This window comes from Amycolatopsis thermalba, from assembly GCF_023376025.1.
Taxonomy (GTDB): domain Bacteria; phylum Actinomycetota; class Actinomycetes; order Mycobacteriales; family Pseudonocardiaceae; genus Amycolatopsis_E; species Amycolatopsis_E thermalba.
On sequence record NZ_CP091196.1, the window covers coordinates 6,224,989 to 6,248,067 of the forward strand.

Consider the following 23,079-nt stretch of genomic DNA (forward strand, 5'->3'; position numbering starts at 1 on the left):
CATCGCGCAGGAGGGCTGCTGTGTTAACAGCAGCCCGCGCCGCGCCCACGTGTGAGGAGACGGCCAGCCGTGACCCGCCACAGTGTTCGCAAGCCGGAAGGCTTGTACGACGCGCAATACGAGCACGATGCCTGCGGTGTCGCGTTCGTCGCCGATATGTCCGGCCGACGCAGCCACGACATCGTGTCCAAGGCCCTGACTGCCCTGCGCAACCTCGAACACCGTGGCGCCAGAGGAGCCGAACCCGAGACCGGTGACGGCGCGGGCATCCTGATCCAGGTCCCGGACGCGTTCTTCCGCGAGGTCGTCGGCTTCGACCTGCCCGAGGCCGGCCACTACGCCGTGGGCACCGCGTTCCTGCCGGTCGACGAAACCGCCCGCGGCCGCGCGATGAGCGCCATCGAGGGTCTGGTCGCCGAGGAGGGCCTGCGGGTCCTGGGCTGGCGCGAGGTTCCGGTGGACACCGAGCACGTCGGGCCGACCGCGGCCTCGACCATGCCGCACTTCGCACAGCTGTTCCTCGCCTCGCGCGAAGGTGTGCGCACCGGGCTGGACCTGGAGCGCGCCGCGTTCTGCGTGCGCAAGCGCGCCGAGCACCTGCTGGCCGACGAGGACGTGTACTTCCCGAGCCTGTCCGCCCGCACCATCGTCTACAAGGGAATGCTCACCGAACCGCAGGTGCCGCGGTTCTTCCCGGACCTGACCGACGAGCGCGTGACGAGCGCGATCGGCCTGGTGCACTCCCGCTTCTCCACCAACACGTTCCCGTCCTGGCCGCTGGCCCACCCGTACCGGTACGTGGCGCACAACGGCGAGATCAACACGCTGCGCGGCAACCGGAACTGGATGGACGCGCGCGAGTCGATGCTGTCCACCGACCTGATCCCGGGCGACCTCAAGCGGATCTACCCGATCATCACCCGTGGCGCGAGCGACTCGGCCAGCTTCGACGAGGTCCTGGAGCTGCTGCACCTGGGCGGCCGCAGCCTGCCGCACGCGGTCCTCATGATGATCCCGGAGGCGTGGGAGAACCACGAGGAGATGGACCAGGCGCGCCGCGCCTTCTACGAGTTCCACTCCACCCTGATGGAGCCGTGGGACGGCCCGGCGCTGGTGTCGTTCACCGACGGCACCCAGATCGGCGCCGTGCTGGACCGCAACGGCCTGCGCCCGGCGCGCTACTGGGTCACCGAGGACGGCCTGGTCGTGCTCGCCAGCGAGGTCGGCGTGCTGGAGCTGGACCAGTCGACGATCGTGCAGAAGGGCCGGCTGGAGCCGGGCCGCATGTTCCTCGTCGACACGGCGCAGGGCCGGATCATCGACGACGAGGAGATCAAGGGGCAGCTGGCCGCCGAGCACCCCTACGGCGACTGGGTCGACCAGGGCCTGGTGCGCCTGGAAGAACTGCCCGAGCGCGAGCGCGAGGTGCCCACCCACGCGTCGCTGGTGCGCCGTCAGCAGGCCTTCGGCTACACCGAGGAAGAGCTGGACACGCTGCTGTCGCCGATGGCGAAATCCGGCGCCGAGCCGATCGGCTCGATGGGCAACGACTCGCCGCTGGCGCCGCTGTCGTCCGGCCCGCGGCCGATCTTCGACTACTTCATCCAGCTGTTCGCCCAGGTCACCAACCCGCCGCTGGACGCGATCCGCGAGGAGCTGGTGACCTCGCTGGGCACCCAGCTCGGCGCGCAGCCGAACCTGCTGGAGGCCACCGGCGAATCGTGCCGCCGCGTCGTCCTGCCGTTCCCGGTGCTGGACAACGACGAGCTCGCCAAGCTGGTGCACATCAACGACGACGGCGACCTGCCGGAGTTCACCGCCGTCACCATCCACGGCCTCTACGACGTGCACGGCGGCGGCGACGCGCTGCTGGCTCGGCTGGAGGAGATCCGGACCGAGGTGTCCAACGCGATCTCCGAGGGCGCGCGGCTGATCGTGCTGTCCGACCGCGGGGTCGACGCCGACCACGCGGCCATCCCGTCGCTGCTGCTCACCGGCGCGGTGCACCACCACCTGGTGCGGCAGAAGACCCGCACGCAGGTCGGGATCATCGCCGAGACCGCCGACGCCCGCGAGGTGCACCACATCGCGCTGCTGCTGGGCTACGGCGCCGCCGCGGTCAACCCGTACCTGGCGATGGCCACGGTCGAGGAGCTGGCCCGGGACGGCAAGATCCCGGGCGTCACCGCGCAGCAGGCGACCCGGAACCTGATCAAGGCGCTGGGCAAGGGCGTCCGCAAGACCATGTCGAAGATGGGAGTGTCCACTGTGGCCTCCTACACCGGCGCGCAGATCTTCGAGGCGCTCGGCCTGTCGCAGGAGGTCATCGACACCTGCTTCACCGGCACCACCTCGCGGCTGGGCGGTGTCGGGTTCGACGTCCTGCACGAGGAGGTCCGGCAGCGGCACGCCCGCGCGTTCCCGCGCGACGGGTTCCGCCCGAACCACCGCGAGCTGGAGATCGGCTCGGACTACCAGTGGCGGCGCGAGGGCGAGCCGCACCTGTTCAACCCGCACACGGTCTTCAAGCTGCAGCACTCCACCCGCACCGGCCGGTACGAGGTGTTCAAGGAGTACACGAACGCCGTCGACGAGCAGTCGAAGAAGCTGTTCACGCTGCGCGGCCTGTTCGAGCTGAAGGAGGGCGTGCGGCCGCCGGTGCCGATCGAGGAGGTCGAGCCGGTCTCCGAGATCGTCAAGCGGTTCGCCACCGGCGCCATCTCCTACGGCTCGATCTCGCAGGAGATGCACGAGACGCTGGCGATCGCGATGAACCGGCTGGGCGGCAAGTCCAACACCGGTGAGGGCGGCGAGGACCCGGAGCGGCTGTACGACCCGGAGCGGCGCAGCGCCGTGAAGCAGGTCGCCAGCGGCCGGTTCGGCGTCACCAGCGAGTACCTGGTCAACGCCGACGACATCCAGATCAAGATGGCGCAGGGCGCCAAGCCCGGTGAGGGCGGCCAGCTGCCCGGCGCGAAGGTGTACCCGTGGATCGCCAAGACCCGGCACTCCACGCCGGGTGTGGGCCTGATTTCCCCGCCGCCGCACCACGACATCTACTCGATCGAGGACCTGGCGCAGCTGATCCACGACCTGAAGAACGCCAACCCGGCCGCCCGCATCCACGTGAAGCTGGTGTCCGAGGTCGGTGTGGGCACGGTCGCGGCGGGTGTGTCCAAGGCCCACGCGGACGTCGTGCTGATCTCCGGTCACGACGGCGGCACCGGCGCCTCGCCGCTGTCCTCGATCAAGCACGCCGGTGGCCCGTGGGAGCTGGGCCTGGCCGAGACGCAGCAGACGCTGCTGGCCAACCGGCTGCGCGACCGGATCGTGGTGCAGACCGACGGCCAGCTCAAGACCGGCCGCGACGTGGTGATCGCCGCGCTGCTGGGCGCCGAGGAGTTCGGGTTCGCGACCGCGCCGCTGGTGGTGTCCGGCTGCATCATGATGCGGGTTTGTCACCTGGACACCTGCCCGGTCGGCGTGGCGACGCAGAACCCGAAGCTGCGTGAGAAGTTCAACGGCAAGGCCGAGTACGTGGTGAACTTCTTCGAGTTCATCGCCCAGGAGGTGCGCGAGTACCTGGCGCGGCTGGGCTTCCGGTCGATCGAGGAGGCCGTCGGGCACGCCGAGGTGCTCGACACCCGCCCGGCCGTGGACCACTGGAAGGCGCGCGGGCTGGACCTGTCGCCGATCTTCCACGTGCCCGAGCTGGAGCCGCGGGCCGCGCGGCACCAGGTCGTCAAGCAGGACCACGGCCTGGAGAAGGCGCTGGACAACACGCTGATCCAGCTCGCCGAGGGCGCGCTCAGCTCCGGCGACAAGGTGCGGCTGGAGCTGCCGGTGCGCAACGTCAACCGGACCGTGGGCACCATGCTCGGATCGGAGCTGACCAAGCGCTGGGGCGGCGAGGGCCTGCCGGACGACACGATCGACGTGACCTTCACCGGCACCGCCGGGCAGTCGTTCGGCGCGTTCATCCCGAAGGGGATCACGCTGCGGCTGTTCGGCGACGCCAACGACTACGTCGGCAAGGGCCTGTCCGGTGGCCGCATCATCGTGCGCCCGCCGAAGGAGGCCAGGCTCGCGTCCGAGCAGAACATCATCGCCGGCAACGTGATCGGCTACGGCGCCACCGGCGGGCAGATCTTCCTGCGCGGCAAGGTCGGCGAGCGGTTCTGCGTGCGGAACTCCGGCGCGCTGGCCGTCGTCGAGGGCGTCGGTGACCACGGCTGCGAGTACATGACCGGTGGTCGCGTGGTCGTGCTCGGGCCGACCGGGCGCAACTTCGCCGCCGGCATGTCCGGCGGGATCGCCTACGTGCTGGACCTGTCGCCGCTGCGGGTGAACCCGGAGATGGTCGACGTCGACCCGCTGGACGACGAGGACGTCGAGTTCCTGCGGGACGCGGTCGAGGCGCACTTCGTGGAGACCGAGTCGCCGGTGGCGCGGGCGCTGCTGGCCGACTGGGAGACCACGATCGGGCGGTTCGGCAAGGTCATGCCCAAGGACTACAAGCGGGTCCTGGCCGCGCGGGCGGAAGCCGAGCGCGACGGCCGGGACGTGAACGAAGCCATCATGGAGGCCGCACATGGCTGACCCGAAGGGTTTTCTGACGACGCCGCGCGAGACGCCGAAGACCCGGCCGGTGCCGCTGCGGCTGCTCGACTGGCGCGAGGTGTACGAGGACTTCGCGTCGAACAAGCTGGAGCAGCAGGCCGGGCGCTGCATGGACTGCGGCATCCCGTTCTGCCACCAGGGCTGCCCGCTGGGCAACCTGATCCCGGAGTGGAACACGCTGGTCTGGAGCGACGACTGGCGGGACGCGATCGAGCGGCTGCACGCCACGAACAACTTCCCGGAGTTCACCGGGACGCTGTGCCCGGCGCCGTGCGAGACCGCGTGCGTGCTGGGGATCAACAACGACCCGGTGACGATCAAGCGGGTCGAGATCTCCATCGTGGACCGCGCCTGGGAGGAGGGCTGGATCACGCCCGAGGTCCCGAAGACGCGCACCGGCAAGAAGGTCGCCGTGGTGGGTTCCGGTCCCTCGGGCCTGGCGGCGGCGCAGCAGCTGACCCGCGCCGGGCACGACGTGGTCGTGTTCGAGCGGGCGGACGCGATCGGCGGGCTGCTGCGGTACGGCATCCCCGAGTTCAAGATGGAGAAGCGGCGGCTGGACCGGCGCCTGGAGCAGATGCGGGCCGAGGGCACCGAGTTCCGCACCGGGGTGAACGTCGGGGTCGACATCACCGCCGAGCAGCTGAAGTCGGACTACGACGCCGTGGTGCTGGCCGGTGGCGCGACCGCGTGGCGGGACCTGCCGGTGACCGGTCGCGAGACGACCGGCGTGTACCAGGCGATGGAGTACCTGCCGCTGGCGAACCGGGTCGCGTCGGGCGAGCTGGAGTCGTCGCCGATCACGGCCGAGGGCAAGCACGTCGTGGTGATCGGTGGCGGCGACACCGGCGCGGACTGCGTCGGGACCGCCCACCGGCAGGGCGCGCTGTCGGTGACGCAGCTGGAGATCATGCCCCGCCCGCCGGAGACCCGGTCGGAGGCCCACCCGTGGCCGATGTACCCGATGATCTACCGGGTGTCGTCGGCGCACGAAGAGGGCGGCGAGCGGCTGTACTCGGTGAGCACGCAGGAGTTCCTCGCCGATGAGCAGGGGAATCTGCGCGCGCTGCGCTTGGTCGAGGTCCGCAACGAGGGCGGGAAGTTCGTCGAGGTCGAGGGCACCGAGCGGGAGCTGCCCGCGCAGCTGGTGCTGCTGGCGATGGGTTTCGTCGGCCCCCAGCGTGAAGGCCTGATCGAGCAGCTCGGCGTCGAGCTGGACGCGCGCGGCAACGTCGCGCGGGACTCGGATTTCCGGACGAGCGTCGACAACGTGTTCGTGGCGGGCGACATGGGCCGCGGCCAGTCACTGATCGTGTGGGCGATCGCGGAGGGCCGCTCCGCCGCGGCCGGGGTGGACGCCTACCTGACCGGCCGGAACGTCCTCCCGGCCCCGATCGCACCCACGGACCGGCCGATCGCCTAGGACCAGGGGTGACCGCCGCGGCAACGGAGCCGCGGCGGCCCACCCCGCACCCAATTCTTCGCCACACAACACCAACCGCCACCCGGCAGCGCACAGCAACAACCCCCCGAACCACTCCCCCTCCCGCACCCGATCCCCAGCCCACATCGGTTGCCGAGCAGCGGGGTCAAGGCACGCTTTCCCGCCTTGACGCGACTTCTCGGCAACCGAACACTGAAAGATCGGGTTCGGGAGGGCTACCAATCCGGGCGTTGCGAAGCGAAGCCGGTGCAGTAGACACCCGCGTAGCGGCCCCCCGCTAATCCGATCGAGTGAAAACACGCCCATTTCGTACTTGACCGCCCTCCGCGGCGACTTAGGAGCAGGTGACGGCGCCGCACACGATCAGGGGCCTCGCGGCGCCGCCACCGTGACTGGGGTCAATCCACGAGGGGGCGTTCATGCCTGTCGACCTGTCCACCACGCTGTCCTGGAAGTCGGCCAGCGGCGAAGCGGCCGCCATGCTGGCCGAGCTGCAGCCGAACATCCTGAAGGCGCACGTCCGGGACCGCCTCACCGTGCTGTTCCTCGGCTTCGGCGACGCCGCCGAAGCACGTACCTTCCTGCGGGGCCTGAGCGGGCTGATGAAGTCCGCCAAGGCGCACCTGGAGGAAGTCGAGGCGCACAAGCGCACCAAGGCCGCCGGCACGCCTTATCTGGGCGTCGGCCTGTCCGCGCACGGCTACGCCACGCTCGGCGTCACCGCGCCGGCCGATCCGTCGTTCACCGCGGGCGCGAAGGCCGCCGTCGAGAAGCTCGCCGACCCGGCCGTCACCGAGTGGGAAGGCCACTACCAGCAGACGATCGACGCCGTGGTCCTCATCGGCGACGCCACCGCCGGACCGGTCCGCACCCTGCGCCGTCAGGTCGAGGCGCTGCGCCCGGCGTCGGTCACGATCCTCGGCGAGGAGTCCGGCCTCGGGATGGCCAACGCCAACGGCGACGGCATCGAGCACTTCGGCTACGTCGACGGGCGCAGCCAGCCGCTGTTCCTCACCGAGGACATCGACGCCGAGCGGGACACCACCGACGGCGTCAGCGAGTGGGACCCGTCGGCGCCGCTGGAGCAGATCCTCGTGCCCGACCCGGCCGCGCCGGACCCCACCGTCCACTTCGGAAGCTACTTCGTGTTCCGCAAGCTGGAGCAGAACGTCCGGCTGTTCAAGGAGGCCGAGCGCGACCTGGCGCACGACCTCGGGCTGCGTGGCGAGGACCGGGAGCGGGCCGGCGCGATGCTGGTCGGCCGGTTCGAGGACGGCACCCCGCTGACCGGGCAGAGCGCGCCCGGCTCGCACCACCCGGTGGGCAACGACTTCAGCTACGACAGCGACAAGCTGGGCCAGAAGTGCCCGTTCCACGCGCACATCCGCAAGACCAACCCGCGTGGGTCCGGCGGGGCGGAGGCACCGGAGGAGGAGCGCAAGCACCTGATGGCCCGCCGCGGCCAGACCTACGGCCGCCGCCACGACGACCCGAACGCCGACCTGCCGCCGCGGCTGCGCCCGGCCAAGGACGTCGGCCTGCTGTTCATGGCCTTCAACTCGAGCCTGGGCAACCAGTTCGAGTTCACGCAGCAGATCTGGGCGAACAACCCCGCCTTCCCGTTCCCGCCGGACGGTTCCCAGCCGGGCCTGGATCCGGTCATCGGACAGGGCATTCGGGAACCGCAGAAATACCCGCCGGAATGGGGCCACAACAACGTGGCCGAGGCCGCCGATCCCATTCCGCAGGCGGTCACCATGAAGGGCGGCGAATACTTCTTCATGCCGTCGCTGGCGTTCCTGCGGAGCCTGTGAGGAAAATTCCGACAGCCCGCCGGGTGCGCCGCCCGGCGGGCCGGTCTCATGATCAGTGTTCACAATGCGCGCGCGAGCGGGTATGACTGATGCGTGGACAGGCATGAGCGGTTGAACACGCTGCTCGAAATGATCGGCCAGCAGGGCCGGGTCGAGGTGGATCAGGCGGCGGAGAAGCTGAGCGTCTCCCCCGCGACGGTCCGCCGCGATCTCGATCATTTGGCAGGCCGCCAATTGCTCACGAGAACGCGCGGTGGCGCCCTCGCCGGTAATGTCGCCTACGACCTCCCCGGCAGGCACCGCGCCGCCCAGCACACCGTGGAAAAGCGCCGCATCGCCGAGGCCGCGGCCCGTCTGGTGGATCGCGGAATGGTGATCGGGTTCAACGGCGGCACCACCACGACCGAGGTGAGCCGCGCGATCGCGACCCGGCCGGAATTCAACGACCGCGGCAGTTCCCCGGCGCTCACCGTGGTCACCAACGCGGTGAACATCGCGTACGAGCTGACCGTGCGGCAGAGCATCCGGCTGGTCAGCACGGGCGGGGTGGCGCGGCCGCAGTCGTTCGAGCTGACCGGGCACCTGGCCGGGATGGTGCTGGAGGAGGTCAGCCTCGACCTGGCGTTCCTCGGGGTGGACGCGGTCGATCCGCTACGGGGCGCGTACGCCCACCACGAGGCCGAGGCGGCGATCGTCAAGCTGCTCGCGCACCGCGCCAAGAAGGTCGTGGTGGTCACCGACAGCTCGAAGCTCGGCGGCTACGCGTTCGCCCGCATCTGCCCGACGCTCGACATCGACCTGCTGATCACCGATTCGGCGGCGGAGCCGGACCTGGTGTCGGCCTTCGAACTGGAGGGCGTGCGGGTCACGCTCGTCTGAGGGCGCGAGTCCCACACCCAGGCCCGCGAGTTCCACACCCAGGCCCGCGAGTTCCACGTTCAGCGGCGGGGCGGGGCGCGGTCCGGTGGGGAACTCCCCAGCAGGAATGCAGAACTCGCTCGCGGGAACGTGGGACTCGCTCGCGGGAACGTGGAACTCGCGGACGGGAACGTGGGACTCGCGGGGGTCAGCCCACGCGGGGCAGGCCCTCCGGCGCGCCCCGCTCGATCAACCGCAGCAGGGCGCCGGTGTCCAGGCACTGCTCGACCGCGTCGGCGAGCCGGTCCAGCATCGACTCGCGCAGGGCCGCGAACCCGGGCGCCCCCGCCGCCGGTGACCAGGACACCCCGGCCTGCGCCGCCGCCTCCGCCAGCCACGCCCGGCGGAACCCGTCGTTGTCCAGGGTGCCGTGCCAGGTCGTGCCCCACACCGACCCGCGCCGCCAGCCGTCCAGGAACGGCTCGGCGCCGTCCCCGGTCGCCGTCGCGCTGCCGTGGTGGATCTCGTAGGCCGCCACCTCGTGCCCGCGCCACCGCGCGACCGGCCGCCCGAGCACCTTCTCCGCGCTGAACGACACCCGCGTCGGCAGCAGACCGAGCCCGGGCACGGTCCCGGCGCCGGACTCGACGTCGTCCACAATGGTTTCCGCGAGCATCTGGTAGCCGCCGCAGATCCCCAGCACCGGCTGCCCGGCGGCGGCACGCGCGGCGAGCGCGGGCTCCAGGTCGCGCTCCCGCAGCCACCGCAGATCACTCACCGTGGCGCGGGTGCCGGGCAGCACGACCAGGTCCGCGGCGCGCACCGTGTCGGGGTCCGCGGTCAGCGTGACCGTCACGCCCGGTTCGGCGGCGAGGGCGTCCACATCGGTCGCGTTCGAGGCGCGCGGGAACCGCACGACCGCGACCCGCAGCCCGCCCGTGGCCTGCTGTTCGTGCCGCCAGCCCGCGACGGCGAGCGCGTCCTCGGAATCGATCCACACCCCGTCCAGCCACGGCAGCACCCCCAGCACCGGCCGGTGCGTCAGCTCCGCGATGCGGTCCAGACCCGGCCGCAGCAGCGCCTCGTCGCCGCGGAACTTGTTCACCACCCAGCCCGCGAGCAGCGCCTGGTCCTCGGGTTCCAGCAGCGCGACCGTCCCGTACATCGCGGCCAGCATGCCACCGCGGTCGATGTCGCCGACGACCACCACCGGCAGCCCGAACCGCCGGGCCAGCCCCAGGTTCACGTAGTCGCCCTGGCGCAGGTTGATCTCGGCCGGGCTGCCCGCGCCCTCGCACACCACGACGTCGAACCGCGTGCGCAGCTCGTCGAACGCCTCGAAGGCGAGGCGCGCCAGCTCGCGGCGGCCGGTGGCGAACTCGCCGGCCTCCAGCGTCCCGAACGGCTTGCCGAGCGCGATGACGTGGCTGCGCCGGTCGCTGCCCGGTTTGAGCAGCACCGGGTTCATCGCGGCCTCCGGCTCGACCCCGGCGGCGACCGCCTGCAGCCACTGCGCGCGGCCGATCTCCGCGCCGTCCGCGCAGACCATCGAGTTGTTCGACATGTTCTGCGCCTTGAACGGCGCCACCCGCAGCCCACGGCGCGCCAGCCAGCGGCAGATGCCGGCGGTGACCAGGCTCTTCCCGGCGTCCGACGTGGTCCCGGCGACCAGCAGGCCCCTCATCGCGCCACCACCGCGGCCAGGGCGAGCGCGGCCAGCCCGGCCGCGCGCGACAACCGCACCGCCCGGCGCAGGTCGGCCACGCCGGGCGCGGGGCCGTCACCGAGCGTGCCGCGGTCCTCGGTCCGGCCGCCGTAGCTGTTCACCCCGCCCAGCCGCACGTCGAGCGCGCCCGCGAAGGCGGCCTCGATCTGCCCGGCGTTGGGGCTCGGGTGCTGTCCGGCGTCCCGCCGCCACACGCGCAGCGACCGCCCCGGGCGGCCACCCACCACACGCGCGCAGAGTGCCGTGATCAGCGCCCCGGCGCGGGCGGGTACCAGGTTGGCGAGGTCGTCCCCGCGGGCGGCGGCCCAGCCGAACCGCTCGAAGCGCGGGGTCCGGTGCCCGACCATCGCGTCGAGCGTGTTGAGCGCCCGGTACCCGAGCAGCCCCGGCACCCCGGCCACCGCGCCCCACAGCAGAGGCGCGACGACCGCGTCGCTGGTGTTCTCGGCGATCGACTCGGTGGCGGCCCTGGCCAGGTCCTTGTCGTCCAGGACGGAGGCGTCGCGCCCGCACAGGTGGCCCAGCCGCTGCCGCGCGGCGGGCACGTCACCGGACTCCAGCCGCACCGCCATCGCCTCGCCCTCGTTCGCCAGGCCGCGGCCGCCGAGGACGGTCCAGGTCGCCAGCGCGGTCACCGCGACACGCGCGGCCGGGCGCCGGCGCGTGGCGGCCTGGGCGAGCGCCCCCAGCCCGGCGGCGGCGCCGACGCAGGTCGCGGCGTACGCGGCGCCGCGCGCCCGCGAATCGGCCCAGACCCGCTGCTCCAGGGCTTTCGCGGCGCGCCCGAACAACGCGACCGGATGGCCGCGCCGCGGATCACCGAGGGCCGCGTCCAGCGCGTAACCGGCCACGAGACCGAGCGCGGTCAACGATCTTGCATACACCACACCCGGGACGGTAGCTCGTGCACGAGAATGCCGGGTATGACCAAGCTGACCCAGCGGCTGGCCGCCTCACTGGAGGCCGCCGCCCGGCTGCTCCGCCGGTACGGGGACGACGAGGTGAAGGTGCTGGTCCTGGGCGGGGTTCGCTCGGGCAAGTCGCGCCACGCCGAGCGTCTGATGGCCCGCCATCCCGAAGTCGTCTACGTCGCGCCGGGCCCGGTGCCCAGCGGCGACGATCCCGAATGGGCGGCGCGGATCGCGCTGCACCAGGCCCGCAGACCGGCGAACTGGCGCACGGTGGAGACCGGTGACCTCGCCACGACGGTCCGGAAGGCGTCGCGGCCGCTGCTGATCGACTGCCTGGGCACCTGGGTCACGCGCGTGCTCGGCGACGTCGGCGCGTGGGAGGCCAAGCAGGGCTGGGAGCTGCGGCTGGACGAGCGCATGGAGGAGTTCCTCGACGCGTGGCGGGACGCGCACGTGCCGATCGTGGCGGTGACGAACGAGGTCGGCATGGGTGTGGTGCCCGCGACAGCCTCCGGGCGGTTGTTCCGTGATGTGCTGGGGGCGCTCAACGACCGCGTCGCGGCCCAGGCGGACAGCGTCCAGCTGGTGGTCGCGGGGCGCGTCCTGCACCTCGGCGAAAGGGCTCTGCTGTGACCGGATTCGACATCCCGGCGCCCGACGCGGCCGCGCACGCCACCGCGCTGGAGCGGTTGGACGCGCTGGTCAAGCCGGTCGGCGCGCTGGGGCGGCTGGAGGAGCTGGCCGCGTGGCTGTGCGCCGCGTCCGGGCAGGTCCCGCCGCCGCCGATCGAGCGGCCGCGGGTGGTCGTGTTCGCCGGGGACCACGGGGTGAGCCGGCTGTCGGCGTACCCGCGCGAGGTGACCGCGGCGATGGTGCGGGTGTTCCTGGCCGGCAAGAGCGGGGTGAACGTGCTGGCCCGCGAGGCCGGCGCGGGAGTCCGGGTGCTGGACATCGCGGTGGACGACGACCTGTCGGACGTGCCCGCGGAGGTGCGCGCGTGGAAGGTCCGGCGCGGCTCGGGGTCGATCGAGGTCGAGGACGCGCTGGCGCCGGGCGAGGCTCGCCGGGCCTTCGAGGTGGGCCGCCGGGTCGCCGACGCCGAGGTGGACGACGGGGCGGACCTGCTCATCCCGGGTGACATGGGCATCGGCAACACGACGGTGGCGGCGGCCCTGGTCGCCGCGGCCCTCGGGGTGCCCGCCGAGGAGGTCGTCGGCACCGGGACGGGCGTGGACGAGGCCGGGCGGGCGCGGAAGGTGGCCGTGGTGCGGGCCGGGGTCGAGCGGGCGGGCGCGCGCGTGGCGGACCCGTTCGAGCTGCTGACGGCGCTGGGCAGCGCCTGCGCCGCCGCGACGGCCGGGTTCCTGGTGCAGGGCGCCGTGCGCGGGGTGCCGGTGTTGCTGGACGGCGTGTTCTCCGGCGCGGCCGCGGTGGTGGCGGCGGAGATCGCGCCGGAGGCCGCGCGGTGGTGGCTGGCCGGGCACCGGTCGACCGAGCCGTCGCAGGCGTTCGCGCTGAAGGCGCTCGGGCTGACGCCGATCCTGGACCTCGGCTTGCGTCTCGGCGAGGGCAGCGGGGCGGTCCAGGCGATCCCGACGCTGCGCGCGGCGCGGGCGATCATCGCGGACATGGGTCTGCTGGCCGACCTTGCCTGACCGGGTTTCCGACGCGCTGCGGATGGCGCTGGGCACCCTGACCGCGCTCCCGGTGCCCGCGCCGCGCGTCATCGACCGGCGGGTGGCGGCCGGGGCGATGCTGCTGGCGCCCCTGGCCGCCGTGCCGCTCGCGGTCCTGGCCGGGCTGGTCGTCCTGGCCGGCGACGCACTCGGGCTGCCCGTGCTGGCCGTGGCCGGCCTGGCGGTCGGCGCGGTGGGTCTGGCCAGCCGGGGGCTGCACCTGGACGGCCTGGCCGACACCGCCGACGGTCTCGGCGCGTCCTTCGACCGCACCCGCGCGCTGGAGATCATGCGCCGCGGCGATTCCGGGCCCACCGGCGTCGCCACGCTGGTCCTCGTCCTGATCATCCAATGTGGAGCACTCGGCGGCGCGATCTCCGCGGGGCACGGGGTGACGGCGGCGGTGGCCGGCACGCTCGCGAGCCGCTGGGTGCTGGCGCTGTGCTGCACGCGCGGGGTGCCCTCCGCGCGCCCCGAGGGCCTGGGCGCCACGGTTGCCGGGAGCATCCGTCCGCTGTGGACGGCCGCGACACTCTGCGCCGCCGCCGGGCTGGCCACGCTCGCCCCCGGCCTGGAGTGGTGGCGGGGCCCACTCGCGGTGGCGGCGGCCGTCCTCGCGGCGGGCCTCGTGTTGTGGCGCTGCACCACCCGGCTGGGCGGCATCACCGGGGACGTGCTCGGCGCCTGCGTGGAGTTCGCCGCCGCCGCGAGCTGGCTAGCGCTCGCGCCGTAACACGAGGAGCAGCGCGGCCGCCGTCAGCACCGCCCCGAACCAGACGACGCTGGTGACCCCCAGGTGGTCGGCGAACAACCCGCCGAACAACGCCCCCAGCGCGATGGACGTGTTGTAGGCCATGGTGTTGAGCGGCATCGCGGCCTCGAACGTCTCCGGCCCGGCCGCGAGCGTCAGGTTGACCTGCGCTCAGCCCGGCCCAGACGAGGAACGTGGTCCGCCAGTCGGTGAGGCTCTCCACGACCGTGCCGAGTGGAATCCCGGCGACGGTCGCGATGGAGCCGGACATCACGATCGCGGCCGCCCGGCTCGCCTGGCGTTCCGGCACGATGCGCATCGCCATGCTCACGCCGATCGCCCAGAACACGCCGCTGGCGAACCCCATCACCAGCACCGCGAGCAGCGCGGACAGCAGGACGCGCCGGTCGGCCCGCCGGGTCCAGGCGACGAGGAACGGCACGCCCAGCCCGGCCGACACGCCCTGCAGGGTGACCATCAGCCCGGCGACGCCCACGGTGACACCCAGACCGGGCGGACTTCCTGGGTGACCACGCCTGGAAGCCTGCTTGACCGCGATCAATGAGTCCAACACATGTTCGTCATCCCACGATGACTCAGCGCGAGTGATCCCTCAGCGCAGACGCCGTAGCGCGTCCAGGAAGCCGTCGGTCACCGCCGGGTCCCGCACGGCGATGCGGAGCCAGTCCCCGTCCAGGCCGGGGAACGTGTCGCCCCGGCGGAGGGCGTAGCCGGCTTCCCGCAGGCGCAGGCGTAGCTCGGCCGCGCCGGGGATCCGCACCAGCACGAACGGGCCCCGCGGCGTGCCGGCCACCTCGACGCCCAGCGAGCGCAGCCCGCTGACCAGGTACTCCCGGTCCTGCTCCGCCCGCACCGCCAGCTTGTCCGCCTCGTCCAGAGCGGATGGGCGGCTGCAGGTGACCACAGCCCGCGCGGCGAGCGTCGACACCGACCACGGGGGCTGCACGGCCCGCAGCGCCTCCACAACGGACGGTTCGGCCAGCACGTACCCGGCGCGCAGGCCCGCGATCCCCCACGTCTTCGTCAGGCTGCGGATCACCACCACGCCCGGAAGCCGTTCCCCCGCCAGGCTTTCCGGCTCACCCGGCACCGCGTCCAGGAACGCCTCGTCCACCACCAGAATCCGGCCCGGCCGCACCAGCGCACGCAACGCCGCCGCCGGATGCAGCACCGACGTCGGATTGGTGGGGTTGCCGACGAACACCAGATCCGCGTCCGCGGGTACCGGTCCGAGCGCGAAACCGTCCGAAGCGGACAGTACGACCCGGTCCACCGCGTGCCCCGCCGCGCGCAACGCCGCCTCCGGCTCGGTGAACTGCGGGTGCACGACCACCGCGTGCCGCGGCCGCAACGCGTTGGCCAGCAAGGTGAACGCCTCCGCCGCGCCGGCCGTAACCAGCACGTCCGGCACTTCCCGGCCGTGCCGCGCGGCCACCGCCTGGGCAGCCGCGTCAACCGAGGGATACGCGGCCAGGTCATCCAGCGCCGCGGCCAGTTCGGCGCGCAGCCACGCCGGTGGCGCCGGCAGCCGCACGTTCACCGCCAGGTCCACCAGGCCGTCCCCGACCTCGCGATCCCCGTGGTGGTGCAGGTCGTAGTCAGCCATGCGCGTGCACCGCCGCCGCGAACCGCCGCGCCAGCGCGGGATGCCCGGCCCAGTGGACGTGCAGGTAGGACGCGTGCAGCGTGGGCGAGGCGAACCCCTCCGCGGCGCCGTCCCACTCCCACGCCGCCACCGCGCCCGCGCGGGGCGTCACCACGGTCCGGTGGAACTCGTGCCCGGTCACCCGCTCCCCGGCCCGGGCCAGCAGGTGGTCCTGCACGGCGGAAGCCGTGCGGTACCCCAGCGCGCCCCGCCGGGTCATCACCGCCGAGGCGTCCAGCGCCCCGACCATCGGCAGCCCGTCCAGCTCCCGGCACAGGTACAGCAACCCGGCGCACTCGGCCACCACCGGCATCCCGCGCCGGATCGCCGCGGCCAGCTCCTCGCGCAGCGGCGCGTTCGCCGACAGGTCCTCGACGTGCACCTCGGGGAACCCGCCCCCGAAGTACAACCCGGCGCACCCCTCGGGCAACGCCTTGTCGTGCAACGGATCCAGGTCCACGACGTCCACACCGGACGCCGCCAGCAACTCCACCGTCTCGGTGTACCGGAACGTGAACGCCGGCCCCGCGGCCGCCGCCACCACCCGCCGCGGCCCCGAGTACGACCCCGTCGGCTCCCACGCCGGCGCAGTCAGAGACGGAGCCGACCGCGCCACCCGCACGATCGCCTCCAGATCCACCCCGTCGGACACCCACGCGGCCAGCTTCGGCAACAGCTCCCGCGACTCGGCGTCCCGCTCGGCCGCCGGCACCAGCCCGAGGTGACGGCTCGGCGCGTGGATGTCGTCGCTGCGCCGCAACGCGCCCAGCACCGGAATCCCGGTGCGCACCAGGGCCGCGCGGATCTCCTCCTCGTGCCGCGGCGACCCCAGCTTGTTGAGGATCACCCCGGCGATCTGCACGCCCGGCTCGAAGTGCGCGAACCCGAGCACCATCGCCGCGACGCTGCGGCTCGCCGCGGACGCGTCCACCACGAGCACCACCGGCGCGCCCAGCAGCCGCGCGACGTGCGCCGTCGACGCGTAGCCCTCGGTGCCGAGCTGCCCGTCGAACAGCCCCATCACGCCTTCGATCACCGCGATGTCCGCGCCCGCGGAACCGTGCCGCAGCAACGGCGCCAGCAGGTCCTCGCCCTGCAGGAACGGATCGAGATTCCGCGGCGGCCGGCCGGTGGCGAGCGAGTGGTAGCCCGGATCGATGAAATCCGGCCCGACCTTGTGCCCGGACACCGTCAGCCCACGCGCCCGCAGCGCGGCCATGAGCCCGGTGGCGATCGTCGTCTTGCCGTGCCCGGACGCGGGCGCGGCGATGACGACGCGGTTCACCATTCGATGCCCCGCTGGCCCTTTTGCCCGGTGTCCATCGGGTGCTTGACCTTCGTCATGCGGGTGACCAGGTCGGCGGCCTCGATCAGCTCCTCCGGGGCGTTCCGGCCGGTGATCACGACGTGCTGACGGCCCGGCCGGTCGCGCAGCGCGGCGACCACCTCGGCGGTGTCGATCCAGCCCCAGTGCAGCGGGTAGGTGAACTCGTCCAGCACGTAGAAGTCGTGGCGCCCCTCGGCGAGGCGGCGCTTGATCTCCGCCCAGCCCTCGCGCGCGTTGGCGGCGTGGTCCTCGTCGGACCCGGGCTTGCGCGACCAGCTCCAGCCCTCGCCCATCTTGTGCCACTCGACGGGCCCGCCCTGGCCGCTGCTCTCGTGCAGGGCACCCAGCGCGCGGAACGCGTTCTCCTCGCCCACCTTCCACTTCGCCGACTTGACGAACTGGAACACGCCGATCGACCAGCCCTGGTTCCACGCCCGCAGCGCCATCCCGAACGCGGCGGTCGACTTGCCCTTCATCTCACCGGTGTGCACGGCCAGCAACGGCCGGTTGCGGCGCTGGCGGGTGGTGAGCCCGTCGTCGGGTACGACCAGCGGTTTCCCCTGCGGCATCAGGCAGCCCTCCTGCGCACCTCGGTGGCCAGCGCGTCGGCGGCGACCTCGCCCAGCGGCACGTGCTCGCCGCCCAGCCGCGCGGCCAGTTCCGCCGCGAGACCCAGGCGCATCCGCCCGGCCTCGCAGTCCATCACCACGGACGCGATTCCCGCGCCGGCCAGCATCTCGGCGGCCCGCTGCGAGCGCTCGACCGCGTCCGCGCCGCTGGTGGCCCGTCCGTCGGTGACCACGACCAGCAGCGGACGGCGACGCGGGTCACGCACCGCCTCGACCCGCAGCACCCGCGCGGCCTCCAGCAGTCCTTCCGCCAGCGGCGTCCGCCCACCGGTCGGCAGCGCCTCCAGCCGCACGGCGGCGGCCTCGACGCTGACGGTCGGCGGCAACGCCAGCTCCGCGGCACCGGCGCGGAAGGTGACCAGCCCGACCTTGTCCCGCCGCTGGTAGGCGTCCAGCAGCAGGGACAGGACCGCGGCCTTCACCTCGCGCATCCGCGACTTCGCGCCCATCGAGCCGGACGCGTCGACGCAGAACAACACGAGGTTGCCCTCGCGGCCCTCGCGCAGCGCGAACCGCAGGTCGCCGGGGCGCAGCACCAGGCCCGCGCCGTCGCGCCCGCGGGTTTTCTGGTGCGGCGCGGCGGCCCGCACGGTCGCGACCAGGTGCGGCCGCCCCGCGCGCGTGCCGGGCGGCCGGACGCCGATGGTCCGTCCGGCGTCGGTCACCGCGCGGGATCGCTTGCCGTGCGCCCCTTCGCCGAGACCGGCGACGCTGAACATCCTGGCGCGATAGGGCTTTCCCGCGCCGACGGACTGCTGCTCGCTCCCGCCGCCGCCCGGCTCACCGCCGCTGTCGTGCTGCGACCCCTGCGGGGTTTCCGCCGGGGCATCGGAGCCGGAGCCGGGGCCGTCGTCGTCCGGCGGGCCCGGGTCCTCGGGCGGCTCGGCGTCGCGCAACGCCTGCTCCAGCTGTTCCTCGTCGATGCCCGGCGCGTCGAACGGGTTGCGGCGGCGCCGGTGCGGCAACGCGAGCCGCGCCGCGACGCGGATGTCCTCTGTGGACACCTCGGTGCGCCCGCTCCACGCCGCGTGGGCGACCGCGGTGCGGGCGGTGACGATGTCCGCGCGCATCCCGTCCACCTCGAAGGCCGCGCACACCTCGGCGATCTGCCGCAGCGCTTCGTCGGTCAGCTCGACCGACGGCAGGAGCTTCTGCGCGGCCGCGATCTCGGCCGCGAGCTGGGCGTCGTCGTCGGCGTAGCGGGCGGCGAAGGAGTCCGGATCGGCCTCGTAGGCCAGCCGGCGGCGGATCACCTCGGCGCGCTGCTCCGGATCGCGGCTCGCGGCCACCTCGACGGTGAGGCCGAACCGGTCGAGCAGCTGCGGCCGCAGCTCGCCCTCCTCCGGGTTCATGGTGCCGATCAGCACGAACCGCGCCGCGTGCGACACCGACACGCCCTCGCGCTCGACCGTCGCGCGGCCCATCGCCGCCGCGTCGAGCAGCGTGTCGACCAGGTGGTCGTGCAGCAGGTTGACCTCGTCGACGTAGAGCAGGCCGCGGTGCGCGGCGGCGAGCAGGCCGGGCTGGAAGTCGGTGACGCCCTCGGTCAGCGCGCGTTCCAGGTTGAGCGAGCCGATCACGCGGTCCTCGGCCGCCCCCACCGGCAGCTCGACCAGCCGGGCGGGACGCCGCGCGGCGCGGGTGTCGTGCGGGGCGTCCGGGCAGTCCGGGTCGGGCGCGGCGGGGTCGCACGAGAAGCGGCACCCCTCGACGACGCCGACCTCGGGCAGCAGGCCGGCCAGCGCGCGCACCATCGTCGACTTCGCGGTGCCCTTCTCGCCACGCACCAGCACGCCGCCGATGGCCGGGGAGATCGCCGAGAGCACCAGTCCGAGCCGGAGGTCCGGCATCCCGACGACGGCGGTGAACGGATACGGCCTCAAGCGAACTCCTTCGCCACGCGCGGGTGTCCTCGCCCGCCTGAACAGGGCACGTGCTCAGAGCACGTAACGGCCACCGAAGCTCTGGCTCCCGGCCCGCGGGCCGGTCACAGTGGCGGGACCGCCCCGGAGTCGCACCGGGTTCCTGCGGCGACCGTCGCCAGGATCATCGCATACGGTCTCCCCCCGTGAGGATCGTCGTTGTGGGTGTCCCGGCCGACGGGTGGGCCGGGCTGACCGAGCCCGCGCGCGCCGAGATCGCGGCGGCCGAGGTGCTGTTCGGCGGCCGCCGGCAGCTGGACCTGGTGCCGCTCGACGTGGACAAGGTGCCGTGGCCGAGCCCGCTGCTGCCCGCGCTGGACGGCCTGTTCGCCGAGCACGCCGGGCGCCGGATCGGCGTGCTGGCCAGCGGCGATCCGCTGCTGTCCGGCATCGGGACGACGCTGGTCAGGCGGTTCGGCGCGGACTCCGTGCGGATCGTGCCCGCGGTGTCGTCGGTGGCGCTGGCGCGGGCACGGATGGGCTGGTCGGCGGAGGAGACCGAGGTGGTCAGCGTCGTCGGGCGCAGCGTGCACCGGGTGAGCCGGGCGCTCGCGCCGGGGGCGCGGCTGGTGGTGCTCAGCTCCGACGGCGGCACGCCCGCGCAACTGGCGCAGGTGTTGGTGGCAAGGGGTTTCGGCGAGAGCAAGCTCACGGTGCTGGAGCAGCTCGGCGGTCCGGCCGAACGCCGCGTCGAAGGCTTCGTGCGAGACTGGTCACACCCGGCTGGGGATCCGTTGAACGTCGTGGCGGTCGAGTGCGCGGGCCCGGCGTTGCCGACGCTGCCCGGGCTGCCCGACGACGCGTTCGAACACGACGGGCAGATCACCAAGCGGGACCTGCGGGCGTGCGCGCTCGCCCGGCTCGCGCCGGTGGCCGGTGAGCTGCTGTGGGACGTGGGCGCGGGCGCGGGGAGCGTCGGGATCGAGTGGTCGCGGGCGCATCCGGCGAACCGCGCGATCGCCGTCGAGCGCAGTGCCGGACGGGCCGTACGCATCCAGCGCAACGCGGACCGGCTGGGGGTGCCCGAACTGCGGGTGGTGACGGGTGCGGCGCCGGAGGTGCTGGCGGACCTGCCCGCGCCCGACGCGGTGTTCGTCGGCGGCGGGCTGGCGTCGCTGGACGCCTGCCTGGCGGCGCTGCGGCCCGGCGGGCGGCTGGTCGCGCACGCGGTGACGCTGGAATCGGAGCAGGTCCTGGCGAGCGCGTACCGGCGGCACGACGGCGAGCTGATCCGGATCGCCGTCGAACACGCCGCCCCGCTCGGCGGGTTCACCGGCTGGACCCCCGCCCGGACCGTGACGCAATGGAGTTTCGTGAAATGACCGTGTTCTTCATCGGCGCCGGGCCCGGCGCGGCGGACCTGATCACCGTGCGCGGGCGCGACCTCCTGGCGCGCTGCGGCGTGTGCCTGTACCCCGGCAGCCTCACCCCGCCGGACCTGCTCGCCCACTGCCCCGCGGACGCGCGGCGGATCGACACGGCGGACCTGTCGCTGGACCAGATCGTCGGCGAGCTGGTCGCGGCAGACCGCGCGGGCCACGACGTGGCGCGGCTGTGCTCGGGCGACCCGTCGATCTACAGCGCGGTGGCCGAGCAGATGCGCCGCCTCGACGCGGCCGGTGTGCCGTACCAGGTGGTGCCCGGGGTGCCGGCGTTCGCCGCCGCGGCCGCGGAGCTGGGCCGCGAACTGACGGTGCCGACGATCGGGCAGAGCCTGGTCATCACGCGAGTCCAGGCCCGCTCGACGGCCATGCCGGCGGGCGAGACGCTGGCGAACTTCGCCGCCACCGGCACGACGCTGGCCGTGCACCTGGCGGTCAACCGGATCGAGCAGGTGGTGGCGGAACTGCTCCCGCACTACGGCGCCGACTGCCCGGTGGCCGTGGTGCACTGCGCGAGCCAGCCGGGGCAACGCATCCTGCGCGGCACGCTGTCCGGCATCGCGCCGGAGGTGCGCGCCGCGGGAATCGACCGCGCGGCGGTGATCTTCGTGGGCCGCGTGCTGGCGGCCGAGAAGTTCCCGGACAGCTACCTGTACTCGGCGGCGCGGGACCGGTCGGAGAAGATCCGGACCGTCCCGAATCCGGGTATCGATTAGAAAAAGGCGGTTGCCGCCACGATTCACCGCTCGCCACGACGTGCTCCTCCCGCCCCGTTCCGGGCGGCGGCAGGAGCTGGCCGCGGACAGCCGGTCGGCGGGGTTCGACGCGCTCCTCGCCGATCCGGAGAACCAGCGAAAGCTCGCCCTCATCCGGGCCACACCCAGCAGCGCCGCGAGCCCCTACGACACCCACCCCGCCCACCGCCGAACGGGTTGCCGTCCTCGAAGCGATGCCCGGCAACGCCACGATCGCCGACCGTCCGGACCGCGACCTGGTGCGCCATGCCGAGGCGACGTTCGAAGCGGTCCTGCAGGGCATGCTCGTGGACGGCGCCACAGCGAAGTTCCGGATGGACTGGCCGCTGCTGACGCACCTGGCCGTGCGGCACGAAGCGGTCCGGGCGGTCGGTCAGCTGCTCGACTCCGCGGGCTGGACGATGCGGCAGCAACCGGCGACCCTCGGGACCGTGCTCGGCGCGTTCGAGGCCGGCCGCCTCGCCGGGCACACGGACCTGCGCCAACTCGTCGCCGACGGGGAGTTCCGCTGGGCTGGCGACCGCCGTCAGCTACCCGCACCCCTCGGCGGTTCGCTGACCCCCACCACGGTCCCGGCGCGGTCGATCACCAGCACGTCCACCGCGACCGGCGCCGGGTCCAGCACCGATGCCGCGAACGCGCGTGCCCGGTCGGCCACCACGTCGCCGATCGGGAAGCCCGCCTCCTGCGACAACTGCAGCGCGTGCAGCGCCGTGTTCGCCGACTGGATCCGGCCGGCGAGCCCCTCGGGCGCGAGCGAGGCCAGCAGCGCCAGGTCCACCTGCGACCGCTTCGAGTGCAGGTCCAGGTGCCCGGCCGCGAGCTTCGACATCTTCGCGAACCCGCCCGCGATCGTCAGGCGCTGCACGGGATGGCGCTTCACGTACTTGAGCACCGCGCCCGCGAAGTCGCCCATGTCCAGCAGCGCCGTCTCCGGCAACCCGTACCGCTGCGCGACCACCCGCTCCGACGTGCTGCCCGTCGCACCGGCCACGTGCGAATGCCCCAGCGCCCGCGCCACATCGACCCCGCGCCGGATGCTGTCGATCCACGCCGAGCACGAGTACGGCACGACCACCCCGGTCGTGCCGAGGATCGACAAGCCACCGATGATCCCCAGCCGCGGGTTCCACGTCTGCCGCGCCAGCTCCTCCCCCTCGGGCACGGAGATCTCCACCACGACGTCCCCGGAATCGCCGAACGCGGCCGCCACCCGCCGCACCGCCTCGGTCATCAGCCGCCGCGGCACCGGGTTGATCGCCGGCTCGCCCACCGGCAGCGGCAGCCCCGGCAACGTCACCGTGCCCACGCCGACCCCGGCGCGGAACGTCACCCCGCTGCCCGGCTCGCCACGACGCACCGTGGACAGGATCAGCGCGCCGTGCGTCACGTCCGGGTCGTCGCCCGCGTCCTTGATCACCCCGGCCGTCGCCGAATCCGCGTCCAGGCGCTCGGTGGCCAGCGCGAACGCCGGGCGCCGGCCCTGCGGCAGCTCCACCTCCACCGGGTCCGGGAACTCGCCGGTGAGCAGCGCGGTGTACGCGGCCGTGGTGGCCGCGGTCGCACACGCTCCGGTGGTCCACCCGTACCTCATCACC

At 73.3% G+C, this 23,079-nt stretch carries 18 protein-coding genes and 1 riboswitch; of the genes, 10 read left to right on the forward strand and 8 right to left on the reverse strand.

The window, feature by feature from the left end; all coding sequences use genetic code 11:
- Positions 1 to 69 precede the first annotated feature (69 nt).
- The 4 genes from gltB (at position 70) to L1857_RS30195 (ending at position 8,757) form a co-directional block, all read left to right on the forward strand.
- Positions 70 to 4,599 (forward strand): glutamate synthase large subunit, encoded by a 4,530-nt coding sequence (gltB, locus tag L1857_RS30180; protein WP_249467001.1) that lies wholly within the window; start codon positions 70 to 72, stop codon positions 4,597 to 4,599.
- On the forward strand, positions 4,592 to 6,043 hold the full coding sequence (locus L1857_RS30185) for a glutamate synthase subunit beta (protein WP_116110650.1): 1,452 nt from the start codon (positions 4,592 to 4,594) through the stop codon (positions 6,041 to 6,043). The genes gltB and L1857_RS30185 overlap by 8 nt, the downstream gene beginning before the upstream one ends.
- A gap of 440 nt (positions 6,044 to 6,483) precedes the next feature.
- On the forward strand, positions 6,484 to 7,878 hold the full coding sequence (locus L1857_RS30190) for a Dyp-type peroxidase (protein ID WP_116110649.1): 1,395 nt from the start codon (positions 6,484 to 6,486) through the stop codon (positions 7,876 to 7,878).
- A gap of 93 nt (positions 7,879 to 7,971) precedes the next feature.
- Positions 7,972 to 8,757, forward strand: coding sequence for a DeoR/GlpR family DNA-binding transcription regulator (locus L1857_RS30195; RefSeq protein ID WP_094006240.1), 786 nt, complete (start codon positions 7,972 to 7,974; stop codon positions 8,755 to 8,757).
- Positions 8,758 to 8,944: 187 nt separating this feature from the next.
- On the opposite strand, the gene L1857_RS30200 is transcribed toward L1857_RS30195, so the two are convergent.
- A complete protein-coding gene (locus tag L1857_RS30200; RefSeq protein WP_116110648.1) occupies positions 8,945 to 10,420 on the reverse strand; it encodes a cobyric acid synthase in 1,476 nt (491 codons plus the stop codon).
- On the reverse strand, positions 10,417 to 11,349 hold the full coding sequence (locus L1857_RS30205) for a cobalamin biosynthesis protein (protein ID WP_162831046.1): 933 nt from the start codon (positions 11,347 to 11,349) through the stop codon (positions 10,417 to 10,419). Before L1857_RS30205 ends, L1857_RS30200 begins: the two co-directional genes overlap by 4 nt.
- A gap of 36 nt (positions 11,350 to 11,385) precedes the next feature.
- On the opposite strand from L1857_RS30205, the gene cobU reads away from it, so the two are divergent.
- The 3 genes from cobU to L1857_RS30220 are packed head-to-tail and all read left to right on the forward strand — an operon-like array spanning position 11,386 to position 13,782.
- Complete coding sequence (gene cobU, locus L1857_RS30210) at positions 11,386 to 12,006, forward strand: bifunctional adenosylcobinamide kinase/adenosylcobinamide-phosphate guanylyltransferase (protein ID WP_094006237.1); 621 nt, start codon at positions 11,386 to 11,388, stop codon at positions 12,004 to 12,006.
- On the forward strand, positions 12,003 to 13,028 hold the full coding sequence (gene cobT, locus L1857_RS30215) for a nicotinate-nucleotide--dimethylbenzimidazole phosphoribosyltransferase (protein WP_116110646.1): 1,026 nt from the start codon (positions 12,003 to 12,005) through the stop codon (positions 13,026 to 13,028). The genes cobU and cobT overlap by 4 nt, the downstream gene beginning before the upstream one ends.
- A gap of 22 nt (positions 13,029 to 13,050) precedes the next feature.
- Complete coding sequence (locus L1857_RS30220; RefSeq protein WP_094006235.1) at positions 13,051 to 13,782, forward strand: adenosylcobinamide-GDP ribazoletransferase; 732 nt, start codon at positions 13,051 to 13,053, stop codon at positions 13,780 to 13,782.
- On the opposite strand, the gene L1857_RS30225 is transcribed toward L1857_RS30220, so the two are convergent.
- Positions 13,765 to 13,920, reverse strand: coding sequence for a hypothetical protein (locus L1857_RS30225; RefSeq protein ID WP_240323187.1), 156 nt, complete (start codon positions 13,918 to 13,920; stop codon positions 13,765 to 13,767). The two genes, L1857_RS30220 and L1857_RS30225, sit on opposite strands and share 18 nt — an antisense overlap.
- A gap of 89 nt (positions 13,921 to 14,009) precedes the next feature.
- On the opposite strand from L1857_RS30225, the gene L1857_RS30230 reads away from it, so the two are divergent.
- A complete protein-coding gene (locus L1857_RS30230) occupies positions 14,010 to 14,330 on the forward strand; it encodes a hypothetical protein (protein ID WP_240323186.1) in 321 nt (106 codons plus the stop codon).
- Between the two features lie 83 nt (positions 14,331 to 14,413).
- Here L1857_RS30230 and cobC read toward each other — a convergent pair whose 3' ends face one another.
- Genes cobC through L1857_RS30250 form a run of 4 tightly spaced genes read right to left on the reverse strand, consistent with a single transcriptional unit; the run spans position 14,414 to position 19,305 of the window.
- Entirely contained in the window at positions 14,414 to 15,427 is a 1,014-nt protein-coding gene (cobC, locus tag L1857_RS30235; RefSeq protein WP_116110645.1) for an Rv2231c family histidinol phosphate aminotransferase CobC, read from the reverse strand.
- Positions 15,420 to 16,754: a cobyrinic acid a,c-diamide synthase CobB gene (locus L1857_RS30240; protein WP_249467004.1), complete on the reverse strand. Its 1,335-nt coding sequence runs from the start codon at positions 16,752 to 16,754 to the stop codon at positions 15,420 to 15,422. Before L1857_RS30240 ends, cobC begins: the two co-directional genes overlap by 8 nt.
- Positions 16,748 to 17,362: a cob(I)yrinic acid a,c-diamide adenosyltransferase gene (cobO, locus tag L1857_RS30245; protein WP_116110643.1), complete on the reverse strand. Its 615-nt coding sequence runs from the start codon at positions 17,360 to 17,362 to the stop codon at positions 16,748 to 16,750. Before cobO ends, L1857_RS30240 begins: the two co-directional genes overlap by 7 nt.
- Positions 17,362 to 19,305 carry a putative cobaltochelatase gene (locus tag L1857_RS30250; protein WP_249467011.1) on the reverse strand — a complete coding sequence of 648 codons (1,944 nt, stop codon included), beginning with the start codon at positions 19,303 to 19,305 and terminating at the stop codon, positions 17,362 to 17,364. Before L1857_RS30250 ends, cobO begins: the two co-directional genes overlap by 1 nt.
- A gap of 83 nt (positions 19,306 to 19,388) precedes the next feature.
- Positions 19,389 to 19,448, reverse strand: a riboswitch (cobalamin riboswitch).
- Between the two features lie 57 nt (positions 19,449 to 19,505).
- Here L1857_RS30250 and cbiE point away from each other — a divergent pair.
- Complete coding sequence (gene cbiE / locus L1857_RS30255) at positions 19,506 to 20,666, forward strand: precorrin-6y C5,15-methyltransferase (decarboxylating) subunit CbiE (RefSeq protein ID WP_116110641.1); 1,161 nt, start codon at positions 19,506 to 19,508, stop codon at positions 20,664 to 20,666.
- On the forward strand, positions 20,663 to 21,442 hold the full coding sequence (cobM, locus tag L1857_RS30260; RefSeq protein WP_249467512.1) for a precorrin-4 C(11)-methyltransferase: 780 nt from the start codon (positions 20,663 to 20,665) through the stop codon (positions 21,440 to 21,442). Before cbiE ends, cobM begins: the two co-directional genes overlap by 4 nt.
- A 565-nt stretch (positions 21,443 to 22,007) precedes the next feature.
- Here the strand turns inward: cobM and L1857_RS30265 are convergent.
- Positions 22,008 to 23,075 carry a cobalt-precorrin-5B (C(1))-methyltransferase gene (locus L1857_RS30265; RefSeq protein WP_249467016.1) on the reverse strand — a complete coding sequence of 356 codons (1,068 nt, stop codon included), beginning with the start codon at positions 23,073 to 23,075 and terminating at the stop codon, positions 22,008 to 22,010.
- Positions 23,076 to 23,079: the final 4 nt, after the last annotated feature.

Bases quoted from the DNA above. Each gene is read 5' to 3' on its own strand.
- L1857_RS30185 (WP_116110650.1), top strand. From the start codon at position 4,592: ATGGCTGACCCGAAGGGTTTTCTGACGACGCCGCGCGAGACGCCGAAG.
- L1857_RS30190 (WP_116110649.1), top strand. From the start codon at position 6,484: ATGCCTGTCGACCTGTCCACCACGCTGTCCTGGAAGTCGGCCAGCGGC.
- L1857_RS30200 (WP_116110648.1), bottom strand. From the start codon at position 10,420: ATGAGGGGCCTGCTGGTCGCCGGGACCACGTCGGACGCCGGGAAGAGC.
- cobU (WP_094006237.1), top strand. From the start codon at position 11,386: ATGACCAAGCTGACCCAGCGGCTGGCCGCCTCACTGGAGGCCGCCGCC.
- L1857_RS30220 (WP_094006235.1), top strand. From the start codon at position 13,051: ATGGCGCTGGGCACCCTGACCGCGCTCCCGGTGCCCGCGCCGCGCGTC.
- L1857_RS30225 (WP_240323187.1), bottom strand. From the start codon at position 13,920: ATGCCGCTCAACACCATGGCCTACAACACGTCCATCGCGCTGGGGGCG.
- cobC (WP_116110645.1), bottom strand. From the start codon at position 15,427: ATGGCTGACTACGACCTGCACCACCACGGGGATCGCGAGGTCGGGGAC.
- L1857_RS30240 (WP_249467004.1), bottom strand. From the start codon at position 16,754: ATGGTGAACCGCGTCGTCATCGCCGCGCCCGCGTCCGGGCACGGCAAG.
- cobO (WP_116110643.1), bottom strand. From the start codon at position 17,362: ATGCCGCAGGGGAAACCGCTGGTCGTACCCGACGACGGGCTCACCACC.
- cobM (WP_249467512.1), top strand. From the start codon at position 20,663: ATGACCGTGTTCTTCATCGGCGCCGGGCCCGGCGCGGCGGACCTGATC.
- L1857_RS30265 (WP_249467016.1), bottom strand. From the start codon at position 23,075: ATGAGGTACGGGTGGACCACCGGAGCGTGTGCGACCGCGGCCACCACG.